This is a genomic window from Kineosporia sp. A_224 (assembly GCF_002198655.1).
In the GTDB taxonomy this organism is placed as follows: Bacteria; Actinomycetota; Actinomycetes; order Actinomycetales; family Kineosporiaceae; genus R-H-3.
In genome coordinates, this window is the sequence record NZ_MWLN01000234.1 from 1 (window position 1) to 22,380 (window position 22,380).

Below are 22,380 nucleotides of genomic sequence, written 5' to 3' on the forward strand. Positions count from 1 at the left end.
CCCGGCAGGCCCGCCCGCTCGCGACGACGGCGCCGACCGCGGCGAGCACCACGACGGCGGGCAGCAGCACGGCGACCGGGTCCGCGAGCGGCGGCCCGCCGGGCCGGGCGAGCGCCCACCAGGCGAGCGCCGCCGCCCCGAGGACGACCCGGCTCACGCTCGACCACAGGGTCGTCACGGTGAGGTACGCACCGAACCGGGAGGAGCCGAACCCCCAGCGCCGGGCCATCGCCGCGCACACGCCCATCGACGCGGCGCCGCCGAGCGGCACGAGGTTGCCGACCGCGCTGCCACCGAGGGTCAGCGCCATCGCGCGCCCGGCGGACAGCCCCGGCAGCGCGGCGGTCTGGACGACGGTGTAGGCGCCGAGCCCCGCGAGCCAGACGGCCGCCAGCCACGGCAGCCAGGTGAGGTCCGTGCCCGCTGCGAGGCGCGCGACCGCGGGCCACGACGTGCCCGCGACGGCCGGCACCGCGGCGACGAGCACGGCGGTGAGCCCGGCGAGGCCGAGGCCGGCGAGCAGCCGGCGGCCGGTCCGGGGCAGCGGGGACCGCGGCGGCACGGCGGGCGGCCGGACCGGTGTCGGGACCGGTGGCAGGAGCAGCGGCGAGGAGGCGTCCATGGAGCCACCGTGGCGGCCCGGAGCCCTTGCGGGACAGGGCCTCCGGTGAAGATCGGCACATCCTCGCAGCGGGTGTCCGCCCCAGGGTGCAGGGCCGCCGCGGGCAGGTACGACCATGGTCTGACCCGGGGTCGTCCTGTCCTCCCGAACTCGGCGGCGGGCTCGCCGGGGGCACCCGGCTGCTGTCAGGCTCGGGGCATGAGCTTCGTCCTCGTGTCGTTCCACGCCCACCCGGACGACGAGGCCCTCCTCACCGCCGGCACCCTCGCCCGCGCCGCCGCCGAGGGCCACCGCGTCGTCCTCGTCACGGCGACCGACGGCGAGGCCGGGCTGACGTCACCCGACCTCGCGGCCGCCGGTGCGCTCGGGACCCGCCGCCGGGCCGAGCTCGCCGCGGCGGCCGCGGCCCTCGGGGTGGCGCGCGTCGTCCACCTCGGGCTGCCGGACTCCGGCTTCGGGGGCAGCGCGACCGGCGACCCGCGGGCGTTCTCCGCGCTCGACCCCGCGCAGGCCGCGGAGCCGCTCGTCGAGGTGCTCCGCGAGGAGGGGGCGCACGTCCTGACGACCTACGACCCGTCGGGCGGCTACGGCCACCCCGACCACAAGCAGGTGCACGCCGTCGGGGCCGTCGCCGCCCGGCTCGCCGGCACGCCGAGCGTGCTCCAGGCGACGGTGCCGCGCGACCTGCTCGTGCGCGGCGCGCGGCTCGCCCGGGCCGCCCGGCTGCTCGACGCCTCGACGCTCGCCCGCCTCGGGGACGCCTACTGCGGCCGCGACGAGATCACCCACCGGGTCGACGTCTCGGCGTACACCGCGGCCAAACGCGCTGCGCTGCAGGCGCATGCGAGCCAGGCCGTCGCGGACGGCGGCACCCGCACGCTGCGGCTCCTGCTCGGCCTGCCCGGCTGGCTGTTCGACCGCGTGCTGCGCTACGAGTGGTACGTCGACCCGGCCGGGAGGCCCGGCCGGGTCGACGACGTCTTCGCCGCGGTCCGCTGACCGACGGCGGGAGGAACGGTCGGGCGACCGGTCAGGCGACCGGCTCGAGCACCGTCTCCTGCTGATGCTGCGCGGGCACCGCGGGACGACGCCCGGTCGCCCGGCGGGCCTTGCGCGCCGCGCGCTTGTCGAGGTCGGCCTTCGTCGGCATCGACAGCCGGATGACCTTCCACCACGCGGAGGCGACCTGCTTGGGCAGCGGGCCGCTGACGTACGTCAGGCCGTAGCGCTCGAAGAGCTCCTGCACCCGCGGAGCGACCTCGGAGTACCGGTTGCTCGGCAGGTCCGGGTAGAGGTGGTGCTCGATCTGGTAGCTGAGGTTGCCGGTCATGACGTGCATGAACTTGCCACCGGTGATGTTCGCCGAGCCGAGCATCTGGCGCAGGTACCACTCGCCGCGGGTCTCGCCCTCGATGCTCTTGCGGGTGAACGTCTCGACGCCGGACGGGAAGTGGCCGCACATGATGACCGAGTGCGTCCAGACGTTGCGGACGAGGTTCGCGACGGCGTTCGCGGCGAGCGTCGGCACGAACGACGGGCCGGACAGGGCCGGGTGCAGGACGTAGTCGCGCAGCACCTGCTTGCGCACCTTCCTCAGCACCTGCTTGCCCTTGGCCCAGGTCGCGGCCTTCTTCTCCGCCGAGGCCTTGCCGAGCGCGAAGAGCTCGAGGTCGTACGCGGCGATGCCGTACTCGAAGACGAGCATGTTGAGGAAGTTGTAGAACGGCTGGCCGAGCAGCGCCGGCGACCACGGCTGGTCCTCGTCGACGCGCATGATCCCGTAGCCGAGGTCGTTGTCCTTGCCGAGCACGTTCGTCCACGTGTGGTGCAGCTCGTTGTGCGAGTGCTTCCAGTGCTCGGACGGCGTGACGTTGTCCCACTCCCACGTCGTCGAGTGGATCTTCGGGTCACGCATCCAGTCCCACTGGCCGTGCATGACGTTGTGCCCGATCTCCATGTTCTCGAGGATCTTCGCGATGCTCAGACCGATCGTGCCGACCACCCACGCCGGCGGGAACAGCGAGGCGAGCAGGACGGCGCGGCTGCCGAGCTCGAGGCGGCGCTGGGTCTTGATGACCTTGCGGATGTACTCGGCGTCGCTGGCGCCGCGGCTGCTCACGACCTCCTCGCGGATCTCGTCGAGCAGACGGCCGAGCTCCTCGACGTCCTCGGGCGTGAGGTGCGCGACGGGGCTGACGGGCTTGTGCTGGATAGCGGTCACGGGAGGGTTCCTCCGGGGCAGTCAGTGGTCGTGCAGGACGGTCGGGCGGGACAGGTGGGCCGGACGGCGCTCAGACGTCGAGCGCGCACGGCCCGGCGGCCGCGCTGATGCAGGTCTGGACGAGGGCGGGGTCCTCGGCGGTCGCGGTCGTCACGACGCCGTTGCGGACGTCGCGGACCGAGCCCTCGGTGAGCGGGACGACGCACTGGAAGCAGATGCCCATCCGGCAGCCCGAGGGCAGGAGCACCCCGCCGGCCTCGCCGGCGGCGAGGAGGGTGGTCGCGCCGTCCGCCTCGAGCGTGACGCCGGCCCGGCCGTACGTCACGGTGCCGCCCGTGCCGGGCTCGACGAGGACGGGCCGGAAGCGCTCGGTGTGCAGCTGCTGCGTCCAGCCCTGCACCTGCGCCGCGGCCGCGATCTCGTCGAGGAGGCCGTTCGGGCCGCACGCCCAGGTCTCGCGCTCGGCGAGGTCCGGCACGAGGTCCGCGAGGGCGGCGGCGGTGAGCCGGCCGTCCGTCGCGGTGTGCCGCTCGACGAGCCGCAGCCGGCCCTGCGCGGCCCAGTCCCGCAGCTCCTCGGCGAACATGACGTCGTCGGCGGTCCGCGCCGAGTGCACGAGGACGACGTCGGGCAGGTCGGCGAGCCGGGTCCGGAGCATGCCCATGACGGGGGTGAGGCCGGTCCCGGCCGTGACGAAGAGGGTCTTGGCCGGGGCGACGTCCGGCAGGGTGAAGACGCCGTCCGGGCCCTCGACCTCGACGAGCGCACCGGCCCGCACGGACTGCAGGTGGCTGCTCACCGCACCGCCGTCGAGCGCACCGACGGTGACGGTGAGGGTGCCGTCGGCCCGCTGCGGGCCGGTCAGCGAGTAGGAGCGCCACAGCCGGACACCGTCGACGTCGACGCCGAGGCGCAGGTACTGGCCGGGCCGGTGGCCGGGCCAGCGGAAGGCCGGCCGCAGCACGAGGGTCGTCGCGCGGGCGGTCTCGGGCCGGACGGCGACGACCTTGGCCCGGCGGGCGCCGGGGCGCATCGGGGCGACGATGTCGAGGTAGTCGGCCGGGACGAGCGGCGTGCAGAGTGCCTCCGCGACCCTTCCGAGGGTGCGGGACAGGCTGCGTGTCCGCGTGCTGGTGCTCTCCACCGCTTCAGTCTGGGTGATCGTCAAGGGTAAACTCTCACTCTGCGGACGTGGAGTTACAGAAACGGATTGTTCGGAGGGAACAGATGGACGGCGGGCTCGCGCTCGACCCGGCGATCGGTGAGTCCATGCGGGAGCGCCTGCAGGACGTCGCCGGCCGCACCGTGGACGCCGTCCGCGCCGGGGTCCCGGAGTACAGCGACCGGCTCGGCGAAGGGGCCCTCAGCACGGGTCTGCGGGAGACCCTCGAGAGCTCGGTGCGCCTCGCGCTCGGCGGCTTCCTCACGATGGCCGAGCAGCCGCAGAGCCCCGACGCCGGGATGCCGCTGCGTCCCGTCATCGACGCCGCCTACGCCCTCGGCCGCGGCGAGGCCCGGTCGGGGCGGACCATGGCCGCCCTGCTCGCGGCCTACCGGGTCGGCGCCCGGGTGGCCTGGCGGGAGTGGAGCGCGCACTGCGTCGAGCTCGGGATGCCGCCGGCGACCCTGGCCCGGTTCGCCGAGCTCGTCTTCGCCTACATCGACGCCCTCTCCGCCGCGAGCGTCACCGGCCACAGCGACGAGCTCGCCGTCACCGGCCGGGTCCGGGAGCAGTACCGGGAGCGGCTCGCGAAGGCGATCCTCGACGGCGAGCCCGAGCACCAGCTGCTGCCGCTCGCCCAGCGCGCGGAGTGGGACCCGCCGCAGACCCTCGTCGCCGTCGTCCTCTCCCCCGCCGAGGCCCGGTTCGCCCTCGCCCAGCTCCCGCCCGGCACGCTGCACCTGCCCGCGGACGTCGTGGGAGACCTCCTCGGGCACAGCGCCGACGACCCGGACGACGACGGCGCCGGCGACGCCCCGGAGGCCGCGCTCGACGTCCTGCTCGTCCCCGCCGGCGCGCCGGGCCGGGCCGGGCGCCGGGTCGCCCTCGACGCCCTGCGCGACCGGCCGGTCGTCGTCGGGCCGGCCCGGCCGTGGGTGACGGCGGCCGCCTCGCTGACCCGCGCCGTCCGGCTGCTCGCCCTGCTCGGCCGCCGCCGCGAGCTGCTCGACACCGAGAGCCACCTCACCGAGCTCGTCCTCGGCGCCGACGCCGACGCGCTGCGCGACCTGCGCGAGCGCACCCTGGCCCCGCTCGACGACCTGCGGCCGGACGCCCGGCAGCGGCTCGTGGAGACGCTCCGGTCGTGGCTGCTCCACCAGGGCCGGCGGGACGACGTCGCCGCCCAGCTCGTCGTCCACCCGCAGACGGTCCGCTACCGCATGACCCAGCTGCGCCGGCTCTTCGGGGACACCCTCACCGACCCCGAGGGGGTGCTCGCGCTGACGGTCGCCGTCGGGCTGCAGGTGCCGGTCGTGGCAGGCCGGCCGTGACGGACGGCGCCGGCACGACCCGCGAGCGCCTCACGGCCGCACTGGCGGAGAACGCCGTCCAGGTCGACGCGCTGGAGCAGCAGCACGCCCGGTTCGTCGAGGCCTCGAAGGACTCCAACGCGGACGACGAGCACGACCCGGAGGGCGCGACGATCGCGTTCGAGCGGGAGCAGGTCACGGCGCTGCTCGACCGGGCCCGCAGCAGCCGCGCGGCGATCGAGGAGGCCCTCGCCCGCCTCGACGTCGGGCGCTACGGGGTCTGCGAGCGCTGCGGCGGGCCGATCGCGCCGGCCCGGCTCGAGGCCCGGCCGGAGGCGACCACGTGCATCGCGTGCGCCGCTGCGCGACGCTGAGCCGACGCCGCCCGACCGAAGGAGCCGCCATGGACGTCCGACCGCTCGTCCGGCACGAGGACGACGTCCCGCTCGAACGCTGGGACGACCCGGTCCGCGGCCGACTGGGGTTCCGCACGTCCTTCAGCGGTGACGTCACGGCGACCGTCGGCCTGACGACCGGGGTGGCGGTCCTGCAGCCCGGCGAATGGCTCGGCCGGCACCGGCACACCCCGCCCGAGGTCTACCTCGTCGCCGAGGGCACCGCGACGGTCACCCTCGACGGCGTCGCGCACACGCTGCGGCCCGGCTCGTCGGTGTACGTCCCCGGGAACGCCGAGCACGGCATCGTCAACGACGGCAGCGGGCTCCTGCGCTTCTTCTACGTCTTCCCGACCGACTCGTTCGAGGACTTCGAGTACCGGTTCTGACCCGGCCCGACGTCACTCGAGCAGCTGGGTCACTTGAGCAGCTGGCGCGCCATGACCATCCGCTGGATCTGGTTCGTGCCCTCGTAGATCTGGGTGATCTTCGCGTCCCGCATGAACCGCTCGAGCGGGTAGTCCTTCGTGTACCCCGCCCCGCCGAGGAGCTGGACGGCGTCCGTCGTCACCTGCATCGCGACGTCCGAGGCGTAGCACTTGGCGGCGGCACCGAAGAACGGCAGGTCGGGGTCGTTGCGCTCGCTCTTGCTCGCGGCGACGTAGACGAGCTGGCGGGCGGCCTCGAGGGTCATCGCCATGTCCGCGAGCATGAACTGGATGCCCTGGAAGTCCGCGACGGCCTTGCCGAACTGCTTGCGCTCCTTGACGTAGGCGCATCCGTGGTCGAGCGCGGCCTGGGCGATCCCGACGGCCTGGGCGCCGATCGTCACCCGGGTGTGGTCGAGGGTGCGCAACGCGATCTGCAGACCGGCCCCGACGTCGCCGACGACCCGGTCGCCGGGGATCCGGCAACGGTCGAAGAGGAGCTCGCGGGTCGGGCTGCCCTTGATGCCGAGCTTCTTCTCCGGGGTCCCGAACGTGAATCCGGGGTCCGACCGCTCGACGACGAACGCGGTGATGTTGCGACCGCGCGGGCCGTCCGGGTCGGTCACCGCGAGCACCGTGTAGTACTCGCTGACACCGGCGTTCGTGATCCACGACTTCTGCCCCGAGAGCACCCAGTCGTCGCCGTCCCGGGTCGCCCGGCACTTCATCGACGCCGTGTCGCTGCCGGCCTCCCGCTCGGACAGGCCGTAGGAGAACATCGCCTCGCCGCGGGCGACCGGCGGCAGGTAGCGGCGCTTGACGTCGTCCGACGCCGCGAGGATCAGCGGCATGGTGCCGAGCTTGTTGACCGCCGGGATGAGCGAGGACGACGCGCAGGCCCGCGCGACCTCCTCGATGACGATGCACGTCGCGAGCGCGTCCGCGCCGACCCCGTCGTACTCCTCGGGGATGTGCGGCGCGTGGAAGTCACCGGCGACGAGCGCGTCGAGCGCGTGCTTCGGGAACTCACCGGTCTCGTCGACCTCGGCCGCGAACGGCGCGACCTTGTCGTCGCACACGGCGCGCACCGCCTCGCGGAGCGCCTCGTGGTCCTCGGGCAGGGCGAAGTGCGGGAACGCGGCGCGGGCGGCGTCGGCAGTGGTCATGGCACGAGGTTACGCACGGGTAGCCCCGCGCAGCAGCCGCGACGTGTCGCGAATTTCACGTCCGACCTTCGGACGCCCAACCAATCGGCCGACCGACCTCAGAGCAGGTGCGGGACGACCTCGCTCGTGAACAGGTCGATGCCGCTCGTGTCGTACGCCGCCTCGGTGAAGTAGGTGATCGCGTACGTCATGCCCGCCGCCTGCAGCTCGGTGAGCCGCTCGACGAGCTGCTCCGGGGTGCCGACGAGCGGGCCGGTGCGGAACTGCTGCTCGGCCGCGGCGAGCTGCTCGGGTGCGAGGTACGGCTCGTACCGGGCCCGCAGCGCCGAGAGCCGCTCCTCGACCTCGGCCTCGTCCCGCCCGATGACGACGTTGTAGTTGGCGGACCGGACGATCTCGTCGTAGTCCCGGCCGACCTCCGCGCAGTGCCCGGCGAGCACCTCGGACTTGTGCCGGAAGCCCTCGAGGGTGCCGTCGAAGTTCGTGTAGGCCGCGTACTGGGCCGCGATCCGCAGCGTCTTGCGCTCGCCGCCGCCGGCGATCCACAGCGGGACGCCGCCCGCCTGGAGCGGCTGCGGCCGGCAGATCGCACCCTCGACCTGGTAGTGCTCGCCGGCGAACGTCGCCTCGCCCTCGGCCCACGCGCGGCGCATGATCTCGACGCCCTCGGCGAGCATCGCGATCCGGTCGCCGGCCGACGGGAAGCCGTAGCCGTACGCCGTCCACTCGTGCTCGTACCAGCCGGCGCCGATGCCCATCTCGGCGCGGCCGCCGGAGATGACGTCGACGGTCGCCGCGACCTTCGCGAGGTACATCGGGTGCCGGTACCCCATGCACGTGCACATCTGCCCGAGCCGGACCCGGGACGTCGCGACGGCGAGCGCGGACATGAGCGTCCACGCCTCGTGCGTCGCCTCCTGGGTGGGCACCGGGACGGTGTGGAAGTGGTCGTAGACCCAGACCGACTCCCACGGGCCCGCCTCGGCGAGCGCGGCGACGCCACGCATCGCGGCCCACTGCTCCTCCGGGGGGATGCCGACGAGGTCGAGGCGCCAGCCCTGCGGGACGAAGAGGCCGAATCTCATGGCGCCACGGTACGCACGGCGGGCCGGGTCGCACCTCCCGGGAGCCGGCGACGCGCGGGACGTGAACGCCGGACGACCGGGCGTCGACGAACAGGGTCGCTGACCGTGCGGCCCACATCACTGTTCGTTGATTCGGGCGCTCCGCCTCTGCGCGCCGGGCTAGTCTCGCCCGGTGCGAATCTCCGTCATGGGTTGTGGATATCTGGGGGCCGTGCACGCCGCATGCATGGCGGACTTCGGTCACGAGGTCGTCGGTGTGGACGTGGACGAGGCCAAGGTCAAGGACCTGCAGGCCGCGAAGGCGCCCTTCTTCGAGCCGGGGCTGCCCGAGCTCCTCGAGCGCGCCATGGGCTCCGGCCGGCTGACCTTCACGACCGACGTCACCGTGCTCTCCCGGCAGGCCGGCTCGCCCGAGGCCGACGAGCCGATGGTGCACTTCGTCTGCGTCGGGACGCCGCAGCGCAAGGGCGAGTTCGCGGCCGACACGTCGTACGTCGACGCCGCCGTCCGCAACCTGCTGCCGCACCTGCGCCCGGGCGACCTCGTCGTCGGCAAGTCGACGGTGCCGGTCGGCACCGCGGCCCGGCTCGCCGACCTCGTCGAGCCGACCGGCGCGATGCTCGCGTGGAACCCGGAGTTCCTCCGCGAGGGCCACGCGGTCGTCGACACCCAGCGGCCGGACCGTCTCGTCTACGGCCTGCCCTCGGACCCGGCGACGGCCGCGGCCGCCAAGGCGCTGCTCGACGGCGTCTACGCCGACCCGCTGTCGCACGGCGTCCCGCTCGTCACGGCGGACTACCCGACGTCCGAGCTCGTGAAGACGGCGGCGAACGCCTTCCTCGCGACGAAGATCTCCTTCATCAACGCGATGGCCGAGGTCTGCGAGGCGGCCGGCGCCGACGTCACCCAGCTCGCGACGGCGATCGGCCACGACGACCGGATCGGCCCGAAGTTCCTCGGCGCCGGCCTCGGCTTCGGCGGCGGCTGCCTGCCCAAGGACATCCGCGCGTTCATGGCCCGCGCCGGCGAGCTCGGCGCCGACCAGGCGCTGACGTTCCTCCGTGAGGTCGACGCGATCAACATGCGCCGCCGGGTGCGCATGGTCGAGCTCGCCCGCGAGGTCGTCGGCGGCTCGTTCCTCGGCCGCAAGGTCGCCGTCCTCGGTGCCGCCTTCAAGCCGGACAGCGACGACATCCGCGACTCGCCGGCGCTCAACGTCGCCGCGCAGATCAAGCTCCAGGGCGCCGACGTCGTCGTCACCGACCCCGCCGCCATCGAGAACGCCCGCCGGGTCTGGCCGGAGCTGCAGTTCGCGACGACGGCCGAGGAGGCGTGCACGAAGGCGGACGTCGTCCTGCTCCTCACCGAGTGGCGCGAGTACCGCGAGCTCGACCCCGCCAAGCTCGGCGAGATCGTCCGCGGCAAGCACGTGCTCGACGGCCGCAACGCCCTCGACCCGGCCGTGTGGCGCGGCGCAGGCTGGACGTACCGCGCATTGGGTCGACCCCGCGCCGGCGACTGACTCTCGCCGGCGCGCAGGCTCTCGTCGGGGTCTGACCCCGACGGCCCCCAGGCACGACCACGACGAACGGAACGGCCGGTCACCCTGCGCGGGTGACCGGCCGTTCCGTTCGTCCTACGGGTGCGGCTCAGACGTCCGCCGGCTCGGCCTGCGCGCGCTGCCAGGCCTCCCAGGCGCTGGCGACCATGGCGTCGACGTCGTGCCGGTTCGCCCAGCCGAGGTCGCGGGCCGCGGCCTCGCCGCTCGCGACGATCCGCGCCGGGTCGCCCGGGCGCCGGTCGTGGATCTCGGGCGTGAACCCGACCCCCGTGACCCGCCGGACGGCGTCCATGATCTGCAGGACCGACAGACCCTCGCCGCTGCCGAGGTTGTAGACGGGCTGCAGCGCGCGGCCCTCCTCGAGCGCGGTGGCCGCGGCGACGTGCGCGAGCGCGAGGTCCTGGACGTGCACGTAGTCGCGCACGCAGGAGCCGTCGGGCGTCGGGTAGTCGGTGCCGTTGACCCGCGGTGTGCGGCCCTCGGTGAGGGCCTTGAGCACGAGCGGGAAGAGGTTGTGCGGGCTCGTGTCGTAGAGGTCCGGGTACCCGGAGCCGACGACGTTGAAGTAGCGCAGGGAGGTGTGCGTCAGCCCGGTCACCCGGGCGACGTCCCGCACGAGCCACTCGCCGATGAGCTTGCTCTCGCCGTAGGGCGACTCGGGCCGGGTCGGGGTGTCCTCGGTGACGAGGTCGACGTCCGGGGTGCCGAAGGTCGCGGCGCTCGAGGAGAACACGAGGCGGCCGACGCCCGCGGCGAGCATCCGGTCCAGGAGCACCTGCATGCCCGTGACGTTCTGTGTGTACGTGTGCAACGGTCGCTCGACCGAGACGCCGGCGTACTTGAAGCCCGCGAGGTGGACCACGCCCGTGACGGGGTCCCCGCTGCCCGCACCGAGGGCCGCGTCGACCGCGGCGGGGTCCACGACCGACCCCTCGACGAACGACACGTCGTCGTGGACGAAGCCACGGTGGCCGCTCGACAGGTCGTCGAGGACGACGACCTCCCGGCCTGCGTCGCGCAGCGCGCGGACGACGTGGGAACCGATGTACCCGGCACCGCCGGTGACGCACCATCTCATGGTCCGAGCCTAGCCTCGCGGGCCTGTGCGGCGGGCCGGCGCGCGCCGTCGAGGACCTGTCCGCAGGGGCGGGCCGGTCGGCCGGACGACGTCCGGGCGACGCGCGCGGCGCGGCGGCCGCGACATGTGATCCACGCCCCAGTACAGCGCGAACCGTCGTCACGCTCCGTCGACGGAGGTACGGCGCACGGTCGCACATGCCGGTGCACATGCAGGCGGGCGAGCACAGAGCGCGACCGCGTCGAGGGCGTCGCGCTGACCTGCGAGGTTCGGCGACTGCGGGGGTGGGGATGCACACTGGGGGCATGACGAGCCCTGCCCGGCACCGCCTCCACGTCAACGACTCGGACGTCGTCCGCAGCCTGCTGGCCTCCCGGGGCAGCCGTTGGGCGGTCGTGGGCCTGTCCGAGAACCCGACGCGGGTCGCCTACCGGATCGGCCGCTACCTGCAGGACCAGCTCGGCATGGAGATCGTTCCCGTGCACCCGAAGGCGGACGCCGTCCACGGCGCCCCCGGCTACCGCACGCTCGCGGACGTCCCCGGGCAGATCGACGTCGTCGACGTCTTCGTCCGCAGCGAGATCGCCGGGGGCATCGTCGACGAGGCGATCGCGGCCGGGGCGAAGGCCGTGTGGCTGCAGCTCGGGGTCATCGACGAGGACGCCGCGGCCCGGGCGGCCGCGGCCGGCCTCGAGGTCGTCATGGACACCTGCCCGGCCATCGAGGCGCCCCGGCACGGCGTCGCCTGAGCCGGACGTGGAACGGGACGTGAACCGATCGGTGCACCCGCGCGTCAGCACAGACATGCACGCCCCTGACGGACGACCCCGGGCAGCCCTCGCGACGGGCGGGCCCCTGCGATGAGCTCTAGCGGCGGCGGCCGCGGCCCGGACCCGGCCAAGCCCGGCACGGTGTACCGGTCCAGGCCGCGCATCTTCCGGCGCGGCAAGGACGGCATGGAGGGGCTGCGCGGCGGTCCCACGCCCGGCGCCGCCGGCCCGACGTCGGGCCCGGCGTTCCCGCAGGCCGGTCCGTCGGGCGCCCCCGGCCAGGGGTTCGCCCCGGCNCTCCGGCTTCCGCGGCGGTCCCGGCGGACCGGGCGGCACGCTCGCGGCCGGCCCACCCCGGGTGCCGCGCCCGCGCAGCCGGGGCGTCTCCTGGAAGCTCGTGCTCGCCGTCCTCGTCGTGCTCGCGCTCGTCTACCCGGTCGTGCTCGCCTCCGTCGCCTGGACGCACCTCACGAAGGTCGCGGCGCTGCCCGACAAGCGCCCCGCGGACACCCCCGGCCGCACCTACCTCGTCGTCGGCAGCGACTCCCGCGAGGGCCTGACCGCCGCGCAGCGCAAGAAGCTCGCGACGGGCAAGATCGGCGGCCGCCGGACCGACACGATCATGCTGCTCCACGTGCCCTCGGGCGGCGGCCCGACCGTGCTCGTCAGCATCCCGCGCGACTCGTACGTGTCGATCCCCGGCCGCGGCAAGAACAAGATCAACGCGGCGTTCGCGTTCGGCGGCCCGCAGCTCCTCGTCCGGACCGTCGAGCAGGCGACCGGGGTGACGATCGACGAGTACGTCGAGACCGGCCTCGGCGGGTACGCCACGCTCGTCGACGCGATCGGCGGCGTCAACGTCTGCTCGCCGCGGGCCATGAAGGACAAGAAGGCCGGCCTGGACATCCCCAAGGGCTGCCAGGACATGGACGGCGCGACCGCCCTCGGCTACGCCCGCGCCCGCTACAGCGACCCGCGCGGCGACCTCGGCCGCGTCGAGCGGCAGCGCCAGGTGCTCGCCGCGATCGCCGGCAAGACCCTCTCGCCCGGTGTCATCCTCGCGCCGTGGCGCGCGGTCCCGGCGGCCTCCGCCGGCGGCGGCGCGCTCGTCGTCGACGACGGCACGACCCCCGTGGGCCTGGCCCGGTTCGTGCTCGCGATGCGGGCCGTCTCGGGCGGCGACGGGCTCTCGCTCACCGTGCCGATCGGCAACCCGGCGCTGCGCACCCCGGCCGGCGAGGCCGTCTCGTGGGACACCGCGAAGGCCAAGAAGCTGTTCACCGCGCTGGAGACCGACGACACCGAGGCGATCGCGCCGCTGGCCGCCGAGCAGAAGCGCTGACGTGACCGGCGGGGCCCTCCGTCGCCGGCCCCGCCGGTCGCGCGCCTTCGGGCGGACGTCGCCTCAGCGCACGCCCCAGAGGTGGTGCAGGTCGAGCCGGTGGCTCAGCCACGCGAGCGCGGTCGTGTGCAGCTCGACGACGAGGTCGCCCTGCCGCCACGGCAGCGCCGTGAAGTGCCCGTGCACGTACGGGTACTCCGGCGGCCCGGACGCCGCGACCCGGCTCAGCACCGCGTAGCCCGGCAGCCGGGTCTGCCCCGGCAGCAGGGGTGCGAGCGAGGCCCGGACGCCGCGCCCGACGAGCGGGGCGCCGTCCAGCGACAGCTCGTCGGCGCTCACCCTGCGGGCGGCCGCCACCTGGAGGGCGGCGTTGATCTGCGCGAGCTGCTCGAGCTCGACGGTGTGCGTCGTCGGTGCGACGGGGTGCACGGACACGGGTCCCCCAGGTGCGTCGGTGTCGGACGCCTCCCACCGTCGTCCGGCCGGGCCGGCCCCGGCCAGGGAGCGGACCCGCACGAACTCTGCGGTGTCCCCGCAGTCAGGCCGCCCGGCGGCCTCTCGGGCCCTCGTCGTCCTCGTCGTCGTCCTCGTCGTCGTCCTCGTCCTCGTCGTCCTCCACGGGGAGCGGGTCGTCGGGCCGGCCGGCGTGCAGCCAGCGCAGCGTCTCGACGGCGAGCATCCCGATGACCAGGAGCACCACGGTGCCCTTCCAGAGCCGCTCGTAGACCGGTCGGCCGTCGCCGCTCAGCGCGTCACCGCCGATGAAGACCACGAGGCCGACGTAGAAGAAGGTCGCCCGGCCCCACTTCTCCCCGCCCCACGGCGCGCGTCGCACAGGCTGCCGCAGACCGATCACCGCGCACACGAGCAGGACCGCGACGAGCGCCGCGGGGAACGCGTACGTCCACGCCCACACCACGGCGTCCCACGCGTGCGACCACATGATCGCCAGTGTGCCCCGCGCCCGGGCCCGCCGTCAGCGGGTGAACCCGAACCCTGTCGTGGGCTGGCTGCGCCGGGACCGCAGCCGCTCGCCCTTCGCGGTCGCCTCGTCCTTGAGGCCCTGCTGGTAGGCGAGCATCGCGTCGCGCAGCCGCCGCGCCTCGTCGTCCGCCCCGGCCCCGAGGATCCGGACGGCGAGCAGGCCCGCGTTCTTCGCCCCGGCGACGGAGACGGTCGCGACCGGGACGCCCCCGGGCATCTGCACGATCGACAGGAGCGAGTCCATCCCGTCGAGGTAGCGCAGCGGCACCGGGACGCCGATGACGGGCAGCGGGGTGACCGAGGCGAGCATGCCGGGCAGGTGGGCCGCTCCCCCGGCGCCGGCGATGATGACGCGCAGCCCGCGCTCGTGCGCCCGGGTGCCGTACTCGACCATCTCGTGCGGCATCCGGTGGGCCGAGACGACGTCCGCCTCGTAGCCGACGCCGAACTCGTCGAGGACCTTGGCGGCCTCCTCCATGACGGGCCAGTCCGAGTCGGACCCCATGACGAGGCCCACGACCGTGTCGCTCATTGCCGGCTCCTAGCTGTCGGTCTGGCTGTCGGTCTGGCTGTCGGTCTGGCTGTCGGTCTGGCTGTCGGTCTAGCTGTCGATGACGCCGGTGATGAAGTCCGCCGCGTGCCGCGCCCGGGCCCGGACGTCGTCCAGGTCCGGGCCGCTCACGGTGACGTGCCCGATCTTGCGGCCCGGCCGGACCCCCTTGCCGTACATGTGCACCTTGACGCCGGGGTCGTGGGCCAGGACGTGCAGGTAGGAGCGGTAGAGGTCCTCGTACGTCCCGCCGAGCACGTTGACCATGACCGACCAGGTCTCCCGCGGGCGGGGGTCGCCGAGCGGCAGGTCGAGGACGGCACGCAGGTGCTGCTCGAACTGGCTCGTCACGGCGCCGTCGATCGTCCAGTGGCCGCTGTTGTGCGGACGCATCGCGAGCTCGTTGACGACGAAGCCCGGCCGGCCGTCGTCCCCGGTCACCTCGAACAGCTCGACGGCGAGCACGCCGACGACGCCGAGCTCGCCGGCGATCCGGAGCGCGGCGTTCGTGGCCTCGGCGGCGAGGTCCGGGTCGAGACCGGGCGCCGGCGCGACCACCTCGTGGCAGATCCCGCCGACCTGCACGGTCTCGACGACCGGCCAGGCCGCGGCCTGCCCGGAGGGGCTGCGGGCCACGAGGACGGCGAGCTCGCGGACGAAGTCGACCTTCTCCTCGGCGAGCAGCGCGTCGGCGTGCTCGGCGTCCGGGTGGTGGGAGCGCTCGAGCCAGTCGGCGGCCTCGCCGGCCGAGCCGACGACGAGCACGCCCTTGCCGTCGTAGCCGCCGCGAGGCGTCTTGAGGACCACCGGCCAGCCGGTCGTCGCGGCGAACGCCTCGAGCTCCGCGGTGTCGTGCACGAGCGCCCACCGCGGGCACGGCACCCCGAGAGCGGTGAGCCGGCGCCGCATGACGGCCTTGTCCTGGGCGTGGACGAGCGCCGCGGACCCCGGCCGGACGGCGACCCCGGCCGCCTCGAGCGACTCGAGGAGCCGGGTGGGGACGTGCTCGTGGTCGAAGGTGAGGACGTCGCAGCCGGCGGCGAACGCCGTGACCGCGTCGACGTCGCGGTGGTCGCCGACGGGCGAGTCCGGCACGACCTGGGCCGCCGAGGAGTCGACGGCCTCGGCGAGCACCCGCAGGCGCACACCGAGGTTCACCGCGGGCGGGGCCGTCATCCGCGCGAGCTGGCCGCCGCCGACGACACCGACGACGGGGAAGCCGCCGGGCGGCCGCTCGGGGAGCGCACCGAAGCCGGTCGGGGCGGGGGCGACGGCGGCCGCCTCGGGTGTGAGGTCGTCGTCACGCTGCGTCGACGAGCTGCGCGTCGCGGCGGTCTGCGGGTCGGGATGCGGCACGACCGCAAACTATCCACAGCCACGGCGGGTAGTCTCACCGGCATGCGAGGGATCGCGGGAGCCGTCGGCCGGCTGCGCTCGATGGTCGACGTCGTCTACCGCGAGGTCGTCAAGTTCGGTGCGGTGGGCGCCTTGGCCTACGTCACGGACGTCTACGTCTACAACCTGCTCCGCACCGGCGTGTGGCCGCTCGCGGAGGCCCCGCTCGCGCACAAGCCGCTGCTGTCGAAGGTGCTCTCGGTGACGGCCGCGACCCTCGTCGCCTGGCTCGGCAACCGGTACTGGACGTTCCGGCACCGCCGGCGCAGCGCCCCGACCGCCGAGCTCGTGCTCTTCGTCGTCATGAACGTCGGCGGCCTGGCGATCTCGCTCGCCTGCCTCGGCATCTCGCACTACGTGCTCGGCTTCAAGAGCCCGCTCGCGGACAACATCTCCGGCAACGTCGTCGGGATCGCCCTCGGCACGCTCTTCCGGTTCTGGGCGTACCGCACGTTCGTCTTCACCGAGATCCGGCCCCAGGGCACGACCGACCTCACTGACGGCGACCGCGAACCGGTCGGCTCCGCCGAGGCCGCCTGACCGCCTGTCCGGTCCCCCTCCCGGCGCGTGCGCTTCCCCGGGTGACGCTCCTGCCTCGCCAGGGTGTTTGCTCTGCCATCACCAGCGAGCCAGGCGCGGGACGGCCCCTGGAACGGACGCGGTACTCCCGTCGGCACCGGCGCACCGGAGCGCTCGTCACAGCCGTCGGTACAGCCCCCTGCACGTCCTGACGTGCACCGGCCTGCAGCCAACGGTGCATCGAGCGCGGAAGCGAGCTCGGGTCGATGATCGGGTCCGTCATGTCGTGATCACGACCTGGTGGACCCGAGCACGGACCCGAGTACGCGCGACCCCGCTCCAGGGCGTCCCCCACGCACGTGCCGCTCGCTCTGCCATCACCGGCGAGCCGGCCTCCACGCACGCCGCTCGCCCTGCCATCACCAGCGAGCCGGCGACTCTCCGCCCGAGCGTGCGCGTGAGTGTGCCCGGCATCAGTCGCTGCGACGACCATCTCGGCACACACGAGCCCTCACGCTCGTGCACACGCTCGGCGGACGTCGCCCGGCGAGGGCCGTGCCCTGCGTGGCTCGCTGGTGATGGCAGAGCAAAGCGTGGCGACGACATCCCCCCGGCCGGCATTCCCCGGGTGCGCACCCCCGAGCGCCCAGCGACCCGCCCTGCCGGCCGGCCGGCGGCGCACCCGGCGGCTCAGCGCAGCGCCGACACCCGGGTCCGGGCGAGCCGCAGCCGGACGAGCTGCCGCTCGTAGGTCGCACCCAGCGCGAGCAGCCCGGCGCCGACGACGGCGAAGACCACCCAGCGCCACTGCGACGTCGTGAGGTCCGCGACGTACGGGGCGAGCTGGACCACGGCGTGCCCGACGAGCACGACCGCCCCGACGACGACGCCGGCCCGCAGCCTGCGGGCGGCACCGACCGCGACGACGGCGGCCGCGACGACGACGAGGCCGAGGATCCGCCACAGGGCGCCGTCCGCGGCGAGCACGAGCGTCGGCACGAGGGCGAGGAGCAGCCCCGGCCCGAGCGCCGGCCAGGAGCGCAGCGCCGGCACGGCCCGCAGCCGCAGCGCGCCGAGCGCGACGGCGAGCGCGCCGGAGGTCACGGTGAAGGCCTCGACGGGGACGTCGAGCACCCGGTACCCGGTGAACGCCACGAGCCCCGCGGCCGCGGCCGTGAGCAGCGCGACCGGCCACGTGAGGAGCAGCCCCGCCGGCGTCGCGGCCTCCGCGCCCGGCACCCTCCGGGCGGCCGCGACGACCGCGACGACCGTGAGGACGGCGAGCGCCCCGAGCAGCCGGGCCACGGTCGGCCCGGTCGCGGCGTCGCCGGCGACGAGCCGCGGTGCGCCGTCCCAGCGGACGACGGCCGCCGCGGCCCAGGACGGCGCGGCGAGGACGACGAGGGCGGGCACGAGCGCGAGGCCCGCGAGGCGGCCGGTGAAGGCCCGGTGCCGGACGGCGAGGACGAGCGTCGCCGCGAGGACGACGGCCGCTGCGGGCAGGGACCAGCGCTCCACGACGGCCGCCCGGACGAGCGAGGACGGACCGGGCCGGACGTCGTCGAGGACGCCCACCACCGCGGCCCCCGTCCGTAGCAGCCCGGGCCCGAGCGCGGCGGCCGCCCCGGCGAGCGTGAGCACCCGGCCGACCCTGTGCAGCAGCGCGGCGCGCGGTGCGCCGCCGTCCGGGAGCAGCCCGGCGGTGACGAGCCCGGCGCCGACCGCGAGCAGCACCCACGGGCGCAGGTCCCCTCCTCCTGCGCTCGCGAGCACGCTCGGGCCGAGCGCCAGACCCGCCCCCGGTGCGAGCACCCGCCAGACGGCGGCTCCCCGCTCGCGCCGAACCCGCAGCGCCGCGACCGCGAGGAGCGCCGCGGCGGGCGGGAGCGTGTAGGCCTCGAGCGTCCCGACGTCCCCGAGGTCGAGCCGCACCCAGGTCGACGCGGTGAGCAGTACCCAGGCGAGCCAGCCGACGGGGCGGCGGTCGGCGGCGACCGCGACGGCGGACGCTGCGGCGCCGAGCAGCATCAGGGTCACCCAGGCCCGGCCGGCGACCGGGTCGGCGAGGGTGGCGATCCCGGCGGCGAGCGCGACGACGGCGACCCCCGCCTCGACGGCAGGCCGGCGCGGGTCGCGCACGGTCGCCCGCCGGGCCGCGAGCAGTCCGGCGAGGGCGAGCGCCGCGGCGGCCGCACCCGCCGCGAGGACGAGCCCGCGGAGGGCGACGACGCCGTCGGTGACGTCGCCGAAGCGCTCGACGAGGGCCACGGCGGTGGCGGCTACCAGCGCCGGGACGGCGCCCGCGGCGGTCAGGCGGGTCCCGCGGACGACGGGCAGCACGGCGGGGTCGCCGCCCGGCCCGGCAGCCCGGACAGGGGCCAGGGCCGTGACGGCCGCCGCGAGCAGCAGCGCGCCGAGGACCACCGCGAGCCGGGCCGGTTCTCCGCCGTCCGCGCCGCCCCCGCCGGCCGCCGCGGCGAGGAGCGCGACGACTGCGACGACGGCACCGGCGGCCGTGACCGCGAGGCGCTCGGCCGTCGAGAGCCGGGCGAGCAGGCCGCGGGTCGGCGGCGCGCCGGGCGCGCCCGCTGCCGGGCGCGGCGGCGCCCACGCCAGGGACTGGGCGAGGACGACGAGCAGCGCGGCAGCGACGCCTGCCGTCGTGAACCGGTCGGCGACGCTGCGGTCGAGCAGCCCGGCCGCACCGCCCGCGGCGACCGCGGCCGCGACGGCAGCCGTACCGACGAGGGCCGGGCCGGCGCCGGCCGGGACCGCCGGGCGGGCCGCGAGCAGCGCGAGGGCGCCGAGCACCGTGAGCGGCACGGACAGCGCCGGGACGCTCCAGGCGTCGACGACGGCGAGCACACCGGCACCGGCCGCGACGAACCGCAGCGACAGCGCGGTCGCGCGGGCCCCGGGCCCGGCATCCGACCGGCCGGCGAGCGCGGGAACCTTCAGCCGGACGAGGGTCGTCAGCACCGCGAGCACGACGAGCGCGCCGACGGCGGCCCCCACCATGAGCCGCGGGGCGCAGACGAGCCCGACGACGCCGGCGCCGGCGAGCAGCGGGGCGGTCCACGGTGCCTCCGCCCCGACGACGGCGGGACGCACCCGGTGCGCGACGACGAGTGCGACCGCCGCGACGAGCAACGCCGCGCACGAGGCGACGAGAACCGTCTGCCACAGCCCCGGCCGGTCGGCGTAGCCGGCGGTGAACGGCGCGACGCTGCTGAGGCTGTCGCCCGCGCCGTGCTCCCACGGACGGGACGCCGCCGCGAAGGCCGGCGCCAGCACCGTCGCCCCGACGAGGATCGCCTCGACGGAGAGCACCAGCCCGCCGACGACCTCGACGGCGAGCGCGGCCGGGCGGCCCCGGACGCCGACCCGGTCCAGCACGGGGGCCGCCAGGGCGACCAGCACGAGCACGAGCCCGACCGCGGCGACGGGCACGACATACGCCGGGGACGTCCCGGCGTCGACGGCGTCGAGCACCCGGGCCGCACCGACGGCGGCCACCGTCGCGAGGTAGCCACCGGCCACCGCGGACCACAGGGTGCGCATCGTCGCGGGCCGGCGCAGTGCGGGGACCGGCACGACGACCGGCGCCGCGACCGGTGCCACAGCAGCCGGTGCCGCAGCAGGCGGCGCGGCAGCAGGCGGGCCGGCAGGTGCGCCGGCCGGCGGGAGCACCGCCGCCGGCACGGGCGCCCGCAGCTCGACGGTCGCCTGGAGCCCGGCGACGACCGTCCCGGCGGCGAGCAGCGCGACGCCGAGGTTCCCGTCGTCCGTGTACGTGAGAAGGGCGGCGACCGGCAGCACGACCAGCCCCGCCGCCGCGGCGAGCCGCAGGAGCACCCGCTCGGCCGACCAGGCGGCGGGCAGCCAGGCCCGGACGGCGGTGGCGAGGACGGCGAGGACGAGCCCGAGGCCGAGGCCGCGCGCCGTCACCTGCGGCCCGGTCGTCGCGAGCCCGAGGAGCAGCGCGGCGACCGGCAGCACGAGCGACGCGACGACGGACCCGGCGCGGACCCGCCAGCGCAGCGCCCATCCCCCGAGGACGAGCGCGGCGACGGCGAGGCCCGCGCCGGAGTACAGGAGCGCGTCGACGTCGTCCGCCCCGAGCAGACCCGTGCGGCGCACCGCCCAGACGTCGGCGAGGACGAGGACGGCGGCCAGTGCCCCGACCGCCTCCCCCGTCGCCTCGAGCCGCGGCCGCAGCGCGGCGGCGCCGGCGAGCGCCGCGAGGGTCACGCCGCCGACGACCGCGGCCCGGCCGCCGATGCCCATGGCGTTCCAGGCGAACGCGAGGAAGACGAGGGCCGCCACGGCGAGGAGCAGCGCGCCGAGGCCGACGAGAACGCCCTGGACGCCGAGGCCCTGCCTGCGGCCCGGCGCCGGGCCGCCGGCGACGGGCGGCACGAACGGCGGGAACACCGGCGGACCCGCGGGCGACGGAACGGACGGCACGTGAGCCTGCGGCGCGGACGGCGCGGACGGCACGGACGGCGCGGACGGCTGGGACGCCGCAGCCGCGGGAGGAACGGGTCTGGCCGCGTGCGCGGCCCGGCGCTGCGCGGCCTCCTCGTCGAGCACCCGCACCTGCGCGGACCGCTCGGTCGCCGCGGTGACGATCTGCCGGGACAGGTCCCAGACCCGGCGGGCGGCGGTCCCCGTGAGGTCGGCGCCGCAGGTGCCGCACGTCGACGCGGCCAGGAGGGAGCGGCAGACGGGGCAGCGGGTGCTGTCGACGATCGCGTCGAGGTCGAGGACGCCGAGGGCGCGCGGACCGGGGGCGTCGACGCCGCGGGGGTTGACCATGGCCGACAGCCTGGCCGCTCGGCGGCCCCGGCGTCAGGCGTCCGGCTACCTACGTCGGGGCGTGTCCCGCTGAGCAGTCCTGCTCAGGGCGTGCCGGGCCAGACCGGACGCCGCTTCTCGTTGAAGGCCGCCACGCCCTCGGCGCGGTCCGCGCTGAACGCGGTCGCCCGCCAGGCGCCGTCCTCGATCTCGAGCCCGCTCGCGAGGTCGGTGTCGAACCCGAGCCGCACGGCGCGCTTGGCGTTACGGACCCCGACCGGGGAGTGACCGGCGATCGTCGTCGCGACGTCGAGCGCGACGGTCCGGGCCTGCCCGGCCTCCGCGAGCCGGCTGAGCAGCCCCATCCCGTCCGCCTCGGCGGCCGTGAGCCGGCGCGCGGTGAGGATGAGGTCGGAAGCCCGGCCGAGCCCGATCCGCCGGGAGAGCAGCTGCGTGCCGCCGAGCCCGGGGACGACCCCGACCGACACCTCGGGCAGCCCGAGCACCGCCGTCGTGTCGGCGACGAGCAGGTCGCACAGCAGCGCGAGCTCCAGGCCGCCGCCGAGCGCGTAGCCGGCGACTGCGGCGACGACCGGCACCGGCACGTCGAGGAAGGCCCGCGCCATCGCCCGGTAGACGACCCGCTGCCCTCGCAGCTGCGCGTCGGTGAACCCGTTGCGCTCCTTGAGGTCCGCGCCGACGCAGAACGCCCGGTCCTGGCTCGAGCTGAGCACGACCGCCCGCACGACGGGGTTCGCGGCGATCGCGACGAACGCGTCGCGCAGCTCGGCGGCGAAGGCCTGCGACAGCGCGTTGAGCGCGTCGGGCCGGTCGAGCACGACCTCGACGACGTGCCCCGCCTCCCCGTGCCGCACGAGCCTGACGTGCTCGAACCCGCCCGCGACCACCTCTGCCATAGCCCGGGACCCTACCCACCTCCCACCCCCGAGTTACTAGCGCGTATGACCCGATAGACGGGTCATACGCGCTAGTAA

Annotated in this window: 19 protein-coding genes and 1 pseudogene; 8 read left to right on the top strand and 12 right to left on the bottom strand. The window is 75.5% G+C overall.

The features are described from left to right. Positions 1-622 (bottom strand): annotated as a pseudogene (locus EDJALFJO_RS31690) (hypothetical protein); the annotation flags it as partial. A gap of 198 nt (positions 623-820) precedes the next feature. Between EDJALFJO_RS31690 and EDJALFJO_RS31695 the strand changes: the two are divergent. Then, positions 821-1,621 (top strand): PIG-L family deacetylase, encoded by an 801-nt coding sequence (locus tag EDJALFJO_RS31695; protein ID WP_088290623.1) that lies wholly within the window; start codon positions 821-823, stop codon positions 1,619-1,621. 31 nt (positions 1,622-1,652) lie between these two features. Here the strand turns inward: EDJALFJO_RS31695 and EDJALFJO_RS31700 are convergent, their stop codons facing one another. Further along, the gene (locus tag EDJALFJO_RS31700) at positions 1,653-2,843 is read right to left on the bottom strand and encodes an acyl-CoA desaturase (RefSeq protein WP_088290624.1); all 1,191 of its coding nucleotides are present in this window, start codon (positions 2,841-2,843) and stop codon (positions 1,653-1,655) included. Positions 2,844-2,913: 70 nt separating this feature from the next. Next, positions 2,914-3,987, bottom strand: coding sequence for a ferredoxin reductase (locus EDJALFJO_RS31705; RefSeq protein WP_198950833.1), 1,074 nt, complete (start codon positions 3,985-3,987; stop codon positions 2,914-2,916). Between the two features lie 83 nt (positions 3,988-4,070). Here EDJALFJO_RS31705 and EDJALFJO_RS31710 point away from each other — a divergent pair, with 83 nt between their 5' ends. Genes EDJALFJO_RS31710 through EDJALFJO_RS31720 form a run of 3 tightly spaced genes read left to right on the top strand, consistent with a single transcriptional unit; the run spans position 4,071 to position 6,099 of the window. Further along, complete coding sequence (locus EDJALFJO_RS31710) at positions 4,071-5,336, top strand: CdaR family transcriptional regulator (protein WP_088290625.1); 1,266 nt, start codon at positions 4,071-4,073, stop codon at positions 5,334-5,336. Further along, positions 5,333-5,689: a TraR/DksA C4-type zinc finger protein gene (locus EDJALFJO_RS31715; RefSeq protein ID WP_088290626.1), complete on the top strand. Its 357-nt coding sequence runs from the start codon at positions 5,333-5,335 to the stop codon at positions 5,687-5,689. Before EDJALFJO_RS31710 ends, EDJALFJO_RS31715 begins: the two co-directional genes overlap by 4 nt. Positions 5,690-5,718: 29 nt before the next feature. Continuing rightward, a complete protein-coding gene (locus tag EDJALFJO_RS31720; protein ID WP_088290627.1) occupies positions 5,719-6,099 on the top strand; it encodes a cupin domain-containing protein in 381 nt (126 codons plus the stop codon). Positions 6,100-6,128: 29 nt separating this feature from the next. On the opposite strand, the gene EDJALFJO_RS31725 is transcribed toward EDJALFJO_RS31720, so the two are convergent. Together EDJALFJO_RS31725 and EDJALFJO_RS31730 are read right to left on the bottom strand one after the other, a co-directional pair. Continuing rightward, the gene (locus EDJALFJO_RS31725) at positions 6,129-7,304 is read right to left on the bottom strand and encodes an acyl-CoA dehydrogenase family protein (protein ID WP_088290628.1); all 1,176 of its coding nucleotides are present in this window, start codon (positions 7,302-7,304) and stop codon (positions 6,129-6,131) included. A 98-nt stretch (positions 7,305-7,402) separates the two neighbouring features. Beyond that, positions 7,403-8,389 carry an LLM class F420-dependent oxidoreductase gene (locus EDJALFJO_RS31730; protein ID WP_088290629.1) on the bottom strand — a complete coding sequence of 329 codons (987 nt, stop codon included), beginning with the start codon at positions 8,387-8,389 and terminating at the stop codon, positions 7,403-7,405. Between the two features lie 172 nt (positions 8,390-8,561). Here EDJALFJO_RS31730 and EDJALFJO_RS31735 point away from each other — a divergent pair, with 172 nt between their 5' ends. Beyond that, entirely contained in the window at positions 8,562-9,911 is a 1,350-nt protein-coding gene (locus tag EDJALFJO_RS31735; protein WP_088290630.1) for a UDP-glucose/GDP-mannose dehydrogenase family protein, read from the top strand. A 127-nt stretch (positions 9,912-10,038) separates the two neighbouring features. Here EDJALFJO_RS31735 and galE read toward each other — a convergent pair whose 3' ends face one another. Then, positions 10,039-11,028 carry a UDP-glucose 4-epimerase GalE gene (gene galE, locus EDJALFJO_RS31740; protein ID WP_088290631.1) on the bottom strand — a complete coding sequence of 330 codons (990 nt, stop codon included), beginning with the start codon at positions 11,026-11,028 and terminating at the stop codon, positions 10,039-10,041. A gap of 305 nt (positions 11,029-11,333) precedes the next feature. Here galE and EDJALFJO_RS31745 point away from each other — a divergent pair, with 305 nt between their 5' ends. Together EDJALFJO_RS31745 and EDJALFJO_RS36640 are read left to right on the top strand one after the other, a co-directional pair. Beyond that, positions 11,334-11,777, top strand: coding sequence for a CoA-binding protein (locus EDJALFJO_RS31745; protein WP_088290632.1), 444 nt, complete (start codon positions 11,334-11,336; stop codon positions 11,775-11,777). 643 nt (positions 11,778-12,420) lie between these two features. Then, positions 12,421-13,140: an LCP family protein gene (locus EDJALFJO_RS36640; protein ID WP_369812600.1), complete on the top strand. Its 720-nt coding sequence runs from the start codon at positions 12,421-12,423 to the stop codon at positions 13,138-13,140. Positions 13,141-13,203: 63 nt separating this feature from the next. Here EDJALFJO_RS36640 and EDJALFJO_RS31755 read toward each other — a convergent pair whose 3' ends face one another. The 4 genes from EDJALFJO_RS31755 to EDJALFJO_RS31770 all read right to left on the bottom strand — a co-directional run bounded on the left by EDJALFJO_RS31755 (position 13,204) and on the right by EDJALFJO_RS31770 (position 15,850). Beyond that, positions 13,204-13,575, bottom strand: coding sequence for a hypothetical protein (locus EDJALFJO_RS31755; RefSeq protein ID WP_088290634.1), 372 nt, complete (start codon positions 13,573-13,575; stop codon positions 13,204-13,206). A 103-nt stretch (positions 13,576-13,678) separates the two neighbouring features. Further along, on the bottom strand, positions 13,679-14,083 hold the full coding sequence (locus EDJALFJO_RS34715; RefSeq protein WP_088290635.1) for a hypothetical protein: 405 nt from the start codon (positions 14,081-14,083) through the stop codon (positions 13,679-13,681). Positions 14,084-14,116: 33 nt separating this feature from the next. Then, positions 14,117-14,656, bottom strand: coding sequence for a 5-(carboxyamino)imidazole ribonucleotide mutase (purE, locus tag EDJALFJO_RS31765; protein ID WP_088290636.1), 540 nt, complete (start codon positions 14,654-14,656; stop codon positions 14,117-14,119). Positions 14,657-14,725: 69 nt separating this feature from the next. After that, a complete protein-coding gene (locus EDJALFJO_RS31770; protein ID WP_088290657.1) occupies positions 14,726-15,850 on the bottom strand; it encodes a 5-(carboxyamino)imidazole ribonucleotide synthase in 1,125 nt (374 codons plus the stop codon). 222 nt (positions 15,851-16,072) lie between these two features. Here EDJALFJO_RS31770 and EDJALFJO_RS31775 point away from each other — a divergent pair, with 222 nt between their 5' ends. Next, entirely contained in the window at positions 16,073-16,609 is a 537-nt protein-coding gene (locus EDJALFJO_RS31775; protein ID WP_198950835.1) for a GtrA family protein, read from the top strand. Between the two features lie 669 nt (positions 16,610-17,278). On the opposite strand, the gene EDJALFJO_RS31780 is transcribed toward EDJALFJO_RS31775, so the two are convergent. Further along, complete coding sequence (locus tag EDJALFJO_RS31780; protein ID WP_088290638.1) at positions 17,279-21,406, bottom strand: SCO7613 C-terminal domain-containing membrane protein; 4,128 nt, start codon at positions 21,404-21,406, stop codon at positions 17,279-17,281. Between the two features lie 83 nt (positions 21,407-21,489). Further along, a complete protein-coding gene (locus EDJALFJO_RS31785) occupies positions 21,490-22,302 on the bottom strand; it encodes an enoyl-CoA hydratase-related protein (RefSeq protein WP_088290639.1) in 813 nt (270 codons plus the stop codon). Positions 22,303-22,380: the final 78 nt, after the last annotated feature.